The 7,512-nt window shown below is 72.4% G+C and carries 6 protein-coding genes; 2 read left to right on the plus strand and 4 right to left on the minus strand.

All coding sequences use genetic code 11. The features are described 5' to 3' along the window. Positions 1 to 14 precede the first annotated feature (14 nt). Complete coding sequence (locus RIM90_RS01635; protein ID WP_309058673.1) at positions 15 to 1,400, plus strand: MFS transporter; 1,386 nt, start codon at positions 15 to 17, stop codon at positions 1,398 to 1,400. After that, entirely contained in the window at positions 1,397 to 2,620 is a 1,224-nt protein-coding gene (locus RIM90_RS01640; protein ID WP_309058674.1) for an FAD-dependent monooxygenase, read from the plus strand. The genes RIM90_RS01635 and RIM90_RS01640 overlap by 4 nt, the downstream gene beginning before the upstream one ends. 126 nt (positions 2,621 to 2,746) lie before the next feature. Here the strand turns inward: RIM90_RS01640 and RIM90_RS01645 are convergent, their stop codons facing one another. The 4 genes from RIM90_RS01645 to RIM90_RS01660 all read right to left on the minus strand — a co-directional run. Further along, positions 2,747 to 3,439 carry a response regulator transcription factor gene (locus tag RIM90_RS01645; protein WP_309058675.1) on the minus strand — a complete coding sequence of 231 codons (693 nt, stop codon included), beginning with the start codon at positions 3,437 to 3,439 and terminating at the stop codon, positions 2,747 to 2,749. Then, positions 3,436 to 4,761: a sensor histidine kinase gene (locus tag RIM90_RS01650; RefSeq protein WP_309058676.1), complete on the minus strand. Its 1,326-nt coding sequence runs from the start codon at positions 4,759 to 4,761 to the stop codon at positions 3,436 to 3,438. Before RIM90_RS01650 ends, RIM90_RS01645 begins: the two co-directional genes overlap by 4 nt. A gap of 7 nt (positions 4,762 to 4,768) precedes the next feature. Next, positions 4,769 to 7,012: an MMPL family transporter gene (locus RIM90_RS01655; protein ID WP_309058677.1), complete on the minus strand. Its 2,244-nt coding sequence runs from the start codon at positions 7,010 to 7,012 to the stop codon at positions 4,769 to 4,771. A 157-nt stretch (positions 7,013 to 7,169) separates the two neighbouring features. Continuing rightward, positions 7,170 to 7,512, minus strand: a 343-nt coding sequence (locus tag RIM90_RS01660) for a hypothetical protein (protein WP_309058678.1), incomplete at its 5' end; no start/stop codon positions are given.

Consider the following 7,512-nt stretch of genomic DNA (forward strand, 5'->3'; position numbering starts at 1 on the left):
CCGCATCCGAAGCCGTGGTCTCCCCGGTCCGCCTCGGGTGGCTGTCGATCGGTGCCCTCGGCATCCTGGCGCTCGCCCTCGGCACCCTGCAGTCAGTGGTGGAGCCCGCCCTTCCGCTGCTGCAACGTGAACTGGGGGTCAGTCCTGCCGAAGGTGCTCTGATCGGCAACGCGTTACTCATCACCGGCGCGGCCGTCACCCCCGTCGCGGGCAAACTCGGCGACCGCTACGGCGGAAAGCGGGTGCTGGTCCGGCTGATGGCCGTGGTCTCGGCCGGTGGTCTGACGGCCGGCCTGGCGCCGAACCTGCCGGTGCTGTTGCTCGGTCAGGTATTGCAGGGCGTCATGGTGGGTGCGCTGCCCCTCTCCTTCATCCTGGTGCGCAAACACCTCACGCCAGGAGAGTCGCAGGCGGCGATCGGGCTGGTCGTCGCGCTGTTCACGGGCGGCAGCATGGTGGGAACGCTGCTTGCCGGGCCGATCGCGGAAGGACTGTCCTGGCAGTGGATGTTCGTGCTGCCGACGATCGCGATCACCGTGACGACGCTGGTCGTGACCCGGCTGATGCCCCATGATCCGCCGATCCGGTCAGACGACGGGATCGACTGGCCCGGCGCGGTTCTGCTGAGTGGCACGTTGCTCGCGTTCATGCTCGGGCTCGTGACGGTGACGAGGGACGGCGGCGTGCCGCCACTCGCGGTCGGCGCCGTCGCGGTGGTCGTGGCCGCCCTCGCGACCGGGTGGGTCGTCGTCGAGCGCCGGGCGGCCTCGCCGATGGTCGATCTGCGCATGCTGGCGAAGCCCGCGATGTGGCACGCGTGTGTGCTCACCCTCGTCATCGCCACCAGTTCCGGGATGGTGCTCTTCCTCCTCCCTCAGCTGTTCGCGGTATCGGCCGACGGATACGGCTTCGGAGCCGGCACCACCGACATCGGACTGTTCCTGCTGCCCGGCGCCGTCGCCGGGGCGGTGAGCGATTCGGTCGGCGGGGTCGCGGCGCGGCGTTTCGGTCCGCGCGCCGTGGTCGTCGTGGGCGCCGTCGTCACGGCGGCCACGATGATCGCCCTGGCGTCGCTGCACACCGCGGAATGGCAGCTCGTCCTCGCGAAGGCGCTGACCGCGTTCGCCGCGGGCGTCGGTACCACGGCGCTGCTCGCCGGCACCGCCACCGCCGTCGAGACCAAGGACGTCGGCATCGCCACCGGCCTGCTCGTGGTCACTCGCGTGATCGGCGTCGCCCTGGGCGTCCAGGTCGCCGGCGCGATCCTCGACGCCGGGGCCGAGCCGATGACGGGCCGGCCGACTGAACCGGCCTTCGTCACGGGGTTCGCCGTCGCCGGCCTCGTCGCCGCGTTGTCACTGCTCGTTGTCCGTGTCACGAGAAAAGGAGTCCAGGCATGACACCTGCCGGTCCGTCGATGAACGTGAGCACCACCGGGAAGCGCAGCGTCCTGATCTCCGGGGCCAGTGTCTCCGGACCCGCGCTGGCGTACTGGCTGCACCGGTCCGGATGCGCGGTCACCGTGGTGGAGAAGGCAGGCGCACTGCGCGAGGGTGGTCACCCGATCGACATCCGCGGTACCGCGACGGAGGTGGTCCGGCGAATGGGGATACTGTCGCAACTGCGGGACGCTCACATCGACACGCGCCGCTGCGTCTTCCTCGACGCCGATGGCAGTGAAGTGGCCTCGCTCACCCCGCGTGCCGTCGCGGGCGGTGCCGAGGGACAGGACCTCGAGGTGCGTCGGGGCGATCTGGCCGCGATCCTCCACGCGAGGGTCCGCGACGACGTGGAATTCCTGTTCGGCGACTCCATCGCCACCCTCGACCGGTCCGGGCAAGGGGTCGACGTCACTTTCCGCAGTGGGCGGCGGCGCACGTTCGACCTGGTGGTCGGCGCCGACGGTCTGCACTCGCACACCCGGGAGTCCCTGTTCGGCCCGGAAGGACAGTTCCACCGCTATCTCGGCCACTGCTTCGCCCTGTTCACCATGCCGAACACCCTCGGGCTCTCCCACGAGGTCACGGTGTGGAACGCCCCGGGGAAAACCGCGGCCCTCTACGCCGTCGGGGACGGCGGCGAGCTGCACGCCTTCCTGAACTTCCACCGACCACAGCCGCCGGTCGACGCCCTCCGGGACCCCGACGCCCAGCGGGACCTGGTCGCCACGGCCTTCGCAGGCGCGGGATGGGAGGTGCCTCGCATGGTCGACGCCATGCGCGACGCGGATGACCTGTTCTTCGACACGGCCGGTCAGATCCGCATGCCCCGCTGGTCCAGCGGCCGCGTCGCGCTCGTCGGCGACGCCGCGTACGCGCCCTCGTTCCTCACCGGACAAGGCTCGAGCCTCGCGCTGGTCGGTGCCTACATGCTCGCCAACGCCCTGGCCTCGCACCGGGACCACACCGCGGCCTTCGCCGGCTACGAACGCGGCCTCCGCGAGTTCGTAGCCGTGAATCAGGCGCTGGCCGACAACGGTGCGGCCACGCTCCTCCCCACCACGGCAAGGGCCCTGGAGCAACGCAACACCATGCTGCGTGACCTCGGCACCATGCCCTCCGCACCGGCACGACCGGCCCACTCGGCCCTTGCGCTGCCCGAGTTCGCCCCGGTGCCGTGACCTGACACGTCAGCCGGACTTCCCCATCGCCACTGGTCAACGCCCTGGGGAGGGGAAGCGTCCCGGGACGGCGCGGGGGCGGGACGGTCCTGGCGGACCGTCCCGCGAGGGGCTCCCGGTATCGGACTACGACAGGTGGCCGGTGCCGTCGTCGGGAGCGGCGTGGGCCAGGCCCGTCCGGTAGGCGATGACGACGAGTTGCGCCCGGTCGCGGGCCTCCAGCTTCGTCATGGCGCGCTGTACGTGGGCGCGGACGGTGAAGGGGCTGAGGAACATCCGCTCGGCGATCTCCTGGTTGGACAGGCCGGTCGCGACCAGGGCCACCATCTCGCGTTCACGCGGGGTGAGGACGGCGAGCCGTTCGGAGCCGTGCGGCGGGACTGCCTCCGGTGTGGCCAGGAAGCGGGCGACCAGGGAACGGGTGGCGGCGGGGGACAGAAGGGTGTCGCCGTCGGCGACCGTACGCACGGCGTCCGCCAGGTCCGCGGCCCCGATGCCTTTGCCGATGAAGCCGGCGGCCCCCGCGCGCAGCGCCTGGGCGACGTACTCGTCGGTCTCGTACGTGGTGAGGATCAGGATGCGGCTGGCACGCAGTTCCGGATCCGCGCAGATCTCAGCCGTGGCGGTGAGACCGTCCACCTCGGGCATGCGGATGTCCATGACCACCACGTCCGGACGCAGCTCCCGGGTGAGTCTGACCGCCTCCCTGCCGTCGCCGGCCTCGCCGACCACGGTGATGTCGTCGGCGCTGTCGAGAAGCATCCGGAAGGCACCGCGCAGCAGGGCCTGGTCGTCCGCGAGCAGCACCCTGAGCGTCACGGCGCGTCCCCGGCCTCTCCGTCACCCGTCCGTCCGTCACCTGTCACCGCGTCCGGCATTCGTCCCCCGGTGGTTGTTGCCCCGTCAGGCCTGCGCGTCGTGTCCTTGGCGGGTGGGAGGGGCAGCTGGGCGGAGACGAGGAAACCGCCCTCCGGGCGCCTGCCCGCGGAGAGGTGCCCCCCGACCGCGGTGGCACGTTCCCGCATCCCGATCAGACCGTGACCGGGCGGGCGGTCCGGCACGGTGGACGCACTCGGCCCCGGGGACGCGGCCGACGCCGTACGAGAACCCTTCCCGTCGTCGGCGACGGTGATGGTCACGCGATCGCGGTCCCAGGCGAGGCGCACCCGGGCGCCACCGGTGCCGGCGTGCTTGGTCACGTTGGTCAGGGCCTCCTGGACGATGCGGTAGGCGGTGAGGTCCACTCCCGGCGGCAGCGGCCTCGCCGTGCCCTCCTGGTGCACCGACACCTCCAGACCCGCGCGGCGGAAGGACTCGAGGAGCGCAGGGAGCCGGGACAGCCCGGGCGCCGGTTCGGCGGGCGTGGCCGCGTCCCCGGACTGACGCAGCAGACCGACCGTGGCCCGCAGGTCGTCGAGCGCGTCGGCGGTGGTCCCGACGAGCTCCTCGAGGCTCTTGCGGCTCTGCTCCGGGCGGGCGTCGAAGAAGTGGGCGGCGACCGTGGCCTGCGCGTTGGCCAGGGTGATCTGATGGGCCACCAGGTCGTGCAGTTCCCGGGCGATGCGCACCCGTTCCTCGGCCACCCTCCGGCGTGCCTCGCTGTCCCGGCTCTCCTCGGCCCGCCGGGCCCGCTCCTCCACGGCCGCCAGGTAGGCCCGTCGGTTGCGCACCGAGTGGCCGAGCACGCCGGCCACCAGCGGGAAAACCGCCACCACTCCCATCCTGCTCGCGTCCTTCCACGAGAAGTCCCCGAACAGGGGGACGGAGGCGACCAGCGCCGCGGAAGCGAGCAACACCGGGCCCGCCGCGCGCCGTTCGGTGCGCGCGGCGAGCGAGCAGGAGTAGGCGGTGATCACGGCGGGGGCCACGATGAGCGGGGTGAGGAGGAGACCCAGGGGCGGCACCAGCACGCCGACCGCGGTCGTGGCCGCCAGGGCGGCCAGGGGTGCCCGGTGCCGCACCGGCAGCACGGCACAGGACACCACGGCGATGACGTAGGCGGCGGCAGGCGGCGCCGACAGCGTGTCGTCGACCTGCATCACCCCGCCGAGCAGGCAGAACGCGAACGCCGTCGCCGTGATCGCCGCCTCCCGCCACCACGCGCCGCGCGGTCGCGGGCCACCGCCACCCGTGTTCGTCATGGCCGGCTCAGTCCCGGCCGACGGGGAACCGCCGCACCGCTGTGTCGGGCCCGGTCGCGCAGGCCGGGACGCTCCTGCTCAGTGCCTCGCCCTCGATATCGACATTCGGCAGCACACGCTTCAGGATACGAGGCAGCCACCAGGCCCGGTGGCCGAGCAGTGCCAGGACCGCGGGTGCGATCGCCATCCGGACCACGAAGGCGTCGAAGGCGACGGCGGCGGCCAGACCGACGCCCATCGTCTGGATGGTCGGGCTGTTCATCCCGACGAATCCGGCGAACACGCTGATCATGATGATCGCCGCCGCGGCCACCACACGTCCGCTGTGCCGGAAACCGCTGACGATCGCCTCGCCGGGGGACGCCCCGTGGACGTAGGCCTCCCGCATCCGGGTGAGGAGGAAGACCTCGTAATCCATGGCGAGGCCGAAGACTATTCCGATGATCAGAATCGGCATCAGCGACATGACCGGTCCGGTCTGCTCGATGCCGAGCAGGTCTGCCGCCCAGCCCCACTGGAAGACGACGACGAGGACGCCGAAGGCGGCTCCCACCGACAACAGGAAGCCGAGCGCGGCCTTGACCGGGACCAGGACCGAGCGGAAGACCACCGTCAGCAGGAGCACCGCCAGGCCGATGACCACGGTCAGGTAGGGGATGAGGGCGTCGGACATGGCTTCGGAGATGTCGATGTTCATCGCGGTGGCGCCGGTCACCAGGACGGCGGCGCCCGTGCCGGCCTCGACGCCGGAGACCGCGTTCCGGAGCGCGTGCACCAGGTCCTTGGTCTCGCCGCTGTTCGGCGCGGTCCGCGGGACGGCGGTGAGGACGGCCGTGTCCTCGGTCCGGCTGAGAACCGGCTCACCGACCGACGCGACCCCGTCCACTTCCCGTACGGTCTTGACGACCAGGTCCGTGGTGGCCCGGGTGTCCCCGGACTCGGACATGTCCACGACCACGGTCAACGGACCGTTGAAACCGGGGCCGAAGCCTTCCGACAGCAGGTCGTAGGCACGGCGCTGGGTGGTCTCCACCGACTTGGACTCGTCTCCGGGCAGCCCGAGTTCGAGGCTCAGCGCCGGTAGGGCGGCGGCGCCGAGACCGAGTACGGCGATCACCAGCACGGCCCCCGGCCGGCGCAGCACGAACCGCGCCCAGCGGGTGCCGAGCCCGGGCCGGCCGACCGCGGTGGGCACCGGGCGCGGGCGCTCGCTTCCCGGCCGGGTGGCCCTGCGGACGGCGCGGGACAGCACCCGCCGGCCGAAGAAGCCGAACAACGCGGGGACCAGCGTCAGCGCGACCAGTACGGCAAGGGCCACGGCGCCCGCGCCGCCCAGGCCCATCCTGGTGAGTTCGGGGATCCCGACGACCCCCAGCCCGACCAGGGCGATGAAGACGGTCGCGCCGGCGAAGACGACGGCGGACCCGGCCGTGCCCACCGCCCGGCCGGCGGCCTCCTCCGGCTCGCTGCCCCGGGCGCGTTCGTCACGGAAGCGGGAGGTGATGAAGAGCGCGTAGTCGATGCCGACCGCCAGCCCCAGCATCAGCGCCAGGACGGCGACGGTGGACGTCAGGCCCAGCGGGACGGCCAGCGCGGAGACCAGGCCGAAGGCGACGGCCACGCCCACGACGGCGGTCAGCAGTGACAGTCCGGCCGCGACCAGCGACCCGAGGGCGAGGACCAGCACCACCGCCGCCACCGACACGCCGATGAGCTCCGTCGTACCGCCCGGTTCCTCCTCCGCGTCCAGGGCCGAGCCGCCGATCTCCACGGTCAGCCCCGCGTCCCGGGCCCGGCCCGCGGCGTCCTCGAGGGCGCTCTTCGTCGGTTCGGTCAGGTCGACGGCGTCCGCGGTGTAGGTGATCGTGGAGTAGGCGATGGTGCCGTCCTCACTGACGGCACCGGTCTCGTAGGGGTCGGTGGTCGACGCGACCTGATCGCCCCCGTCCAGCGAGCCGAGCGTGTCCTCGACGGCCGCCCTGTGCTCCCTGGCCGTCACCCGCTGCCCTTCCGGGGCCTGGAACACCAAGCGGGCCTCGGCACCCTGGGAGTTGCTCCGGGGGAAGCGCTCGTCCAGCAGGTCGAACGCCTTCTGCGACTCGGTGCCGGGCATGGAGAGCTCCTCCTCCTCCCCGGCCGGCGCCGTGGCGGCGGCGGCGACGGCCAGCACCAGGGCCCCCAGCCACAGACCGCCCACGAGCCGGCGCCGTCGGAAGGCCCACCGTCCGATCCGGTAGAGGAAAGTCGTCACCTGCTGATCACTCCAGACACCACTGGGCAAGAGGGAAGCGCGCGATCCCGCGCGCCTCCCACACTTCCCCGCGGCGCCCCGACGGGGCATCGTCCCCCGCAGCCGTCTCGGCCTGGTGCACCCGGACCAGCCGCTCACCAGTCCTGGTGCCTGCGCACTACGGGCCGCCCCGAACCAAGGCCGGGCACGACCGGGAGTTCGGTGACCTGAGCCGCAACCGGACCGTTCCGCCCCCGGCGGACGAGCGGCGGACCGCATCCCCGACGGTGGGGGCGGCGGTCGCGTCGAGGGGCACCACCAGATGAACGCGACGGAGACCGCCGTGGTGCAACACCCCGGCCGTGAGCGCGGTCGCCCCGGACTTGGTGGTGAGCCGACGGACACGGCCGGCTGACTGCGCGTTGACCAGCTCGACGGTGCCGGCCGTCCCGTCTCCCACGGCGTCGGAGCCCAGAAGCTGTTCACCCTCGGTCTCGTCCTCGCCCAGAACTCCACCAGCC

This window comes from Streptomyces sp. (genome assembly GCF_031181555.1).
Classification (GTDB): Bacteria; Actinomycetota; Actinomycetes; order Streptomycetales; family Streptomycetaceae; genus Streptomyces; species Streptomyces fimbriatus.